Annotated in this window: 2 protein-coding genes; one reads left to right on the top strand and one right to left on the bottom strand. The window is 64.8% G+C overall.

Features of this window, described 5'->3' with window-relative positions; genetic code table 11:
- Positions 1-150: 150 nt before the first annotated feature.
- Positions 151-1,272, top strand: coding sequence for a two-component system response regulator (locus ACE3OH_RS21775; RefSeq protein ID WP_374358249.1), 1,122 nt, complete (start codon positions 151-153; stop codon positions 1,270-1,272).
- Positions 1,273-1,419: 147 nt separating this feature from the next.
- On the opposite strand, the gene ACE3OH_RS21770 is transcribed toward ACE3OH_RS21775, so the two are convergent.
- Positions 1,420-2,227, bottom strand: an 808-nt coding sequence (locus ACE3OH_RS21770) for a chemotaxis response regulator protein-glutamate methylesterase (RefSeq protein ID WP_374358246.1), incomplete at its 5' end; no start/stop codon positions are given.

Below are 2,227 nucleotides of genomic sequence, written 5' to 3'. Positions count from 1 at the left end.
CAACTGGTCGACAACTTCGAGTTCAATACGGCCATGCAGCTGTTGGACCAGATCGAGGTGCAGGTCCAGGCAGATGTCACGTAACGGGTCGCGCGGCCGCAATGCCGGTCATGCGCCATTCGCAGCTCACCCTGCATGAAAGGCTAGGCCATGCCTGATTTACCTACCGTACTGGTGGTCGATGACGACCCGCTGCCGCGCCTGCTTACCACTTCGGCATTGAAGGGCTTGTACCGGATCGTCGAGGCCATGGATGGCGAGGCCGCTGTGGCATGTGCCCTGGCCGAGCAACCCAGCCTGGTGCTGATGGATATCCGCATGCCGGGCATCGACGGCTATGAGGCCTGCCGCCGCCTGAAAGCCGAGCCAGCGCTGGCCGATGTGCCGGTGGTGTTTGTCTCCGCCGAGCTGAACCTGGCGGACCGGCTGGCGGCCTACGATGCCGGCGGTGAAGACTTTATCGGCAAGCCGCCCTCGCCCGATGAGTTGCGGGCCAAGGTGGCCGTCACCCTGAAAAACGTGGCGGAACGGCGCCGCCTCGCCGATAGCGTAGAGAGCGCCTTCCGGGTGGCCATGACCGCCATGACCTCGGCCAGCGAGCTGGGCGGGGTGATCAGCACCCTCAAGCGCAGCTTCGCCTGCAACGATTTGCCCGCGCTGGCCAGCGCAGTGCTGGCCGGCTGTGCCGAATACGGCCTGCAAGCCTGTATCCGCTTGCAAACGCCTGACGCGACCTACGGCCGCAGCCAGGCAGGGCCACTCACCCCGGTGGAAGCCGGCGTGCTGGAAAAACTGTCCGAGGGTGATCGCATCATGAGTCTTGGCCGGCAGTCGGCTTATCACTATGGCGGCCTTACCCTGCTGATCAAGAACATGCCGGTGCATGATGCCGAGCTGACCGGGCGCATGCGCGACAACCTGGCCCTGATCGCCGAAGGCTGCGAAAGTCGGCTCAATGCCCTGCAGGCGACCCTGGCGCTGGTAGCGCGCGAGCAGATGCACGCGCGGTTGTACCGCGACGCCGAAGCGGCCTTGCAGGATATCGCCCGCCGCCATGCGGCGCATCGCAGCCAGACCGAGCTGGTGCTGGACAATCTGCTCAACGAGATCGAGGTGACCTTTCCCAGCCTGGGCCTCACGGTTCGCCAGGAAGAAGTGGTTTCCACCCTGCTGCGCAATACCGCCACCCGCATATCGGCCCTGTATGACGAGGGGCTCGATATCGCCGGCCATCTGGCGGCCCTGCAGCGCGAGTCAGCAGCACCGCAGTAAGGGGCGGCAGGCAGGAACGGGCCATGCCCGCGATGGCGGTGCGATTCGCGGGCATGGCCCGCTCCTGCGATACGCAAAGAGCCTTGGGTTGGTCAGCGTGTTTGATACATCAAGTATCCGGACCCAAACGCCTCGCCCAAGCAAGCATTACACCCGCGTGCCATGCCCGAGCTTGGCCAGCTTTGTCACCAGCGCCGGCCCGATCTTGTCCAGCGGCAATACTTCGCTGACGCCGCCAGTGGCGATTGCCTCCTTGGGCATGCCGAACACCACGCAGCTGGCCTCATCCTGGGCGATGGTCCAGCAGCCGAGATCATGCAATTCCTTCATGCCCATGGCGCCATCCTTGCCCATGCCGGTAAGGATTACCGCCAGTGCATTGATGCCGGCCACATTGGCCACCGAGCGGAACAGCACATCCACGCTGGGGCGGTGGCGGTTTACCGGCGGCCCCTGGCTCAGCTCCACCACATAGTTGGCGCCGCTGCGCGCCAGCAAGAGATGCGAGTGACCCGGCGCCACATAGGCGTGCCCTGGCAGTACCCGCTCGCCGTGCTCGGCTTCCTTGACCGAAATGCGGCACATGCCATCCAGCCTTGCCGCAAACGAGCGGGTAAACGCTTCCGGCATATGCTGGGTGATCAATAGCGCCGGAGAGTCGGCCGGCAGTGCAGTCAGCACCACCTTGAGCGCCTCGGTGCCGCCGGTGGACGAACCGATGGCTATCAGCTTTTCGGTGGCAGCGAGGGCAGGGCGGCTGCGCTTTTCCAGCACGCTGTCGGTATTGAGCGAGGCGGTGGCCAATTGCACCAGCTGGCGCGGCTTGGTGCGCGCCGCATCGCGCAGCTTCTGGCGCAACTCGTCGGCATACTGGTTCATGCCGCGTTCGATATCGAGGGTGGGCTTGGGCACCACATCCACTGCGCCCAGCTCCAGTGCCCGCACCGCCATTTCC

The sequence above is a fragment of the Chitinimonas sp. genome, from assembly GCF_041904975.1.
Lineage (GTDB): Bacteria > Pseudomonadota > Gammaproteobacteria > Burkholderiales > Chitinimonadaceae > Chitinimonas.
Note: the sequence above shows the minus strand (reverse complement) of the source record. Positions and strands in the feature narration are given on the sequence as shown.

Coding starts and splice junctions, on each gene's coding strand:
- ACE3OH_RS21775 (WP_374358249.1), top strand. CDS start 151: ATGCCTGATTTACCTACCGTACTGGTGGTCGATGACGACCCGCTGCCG.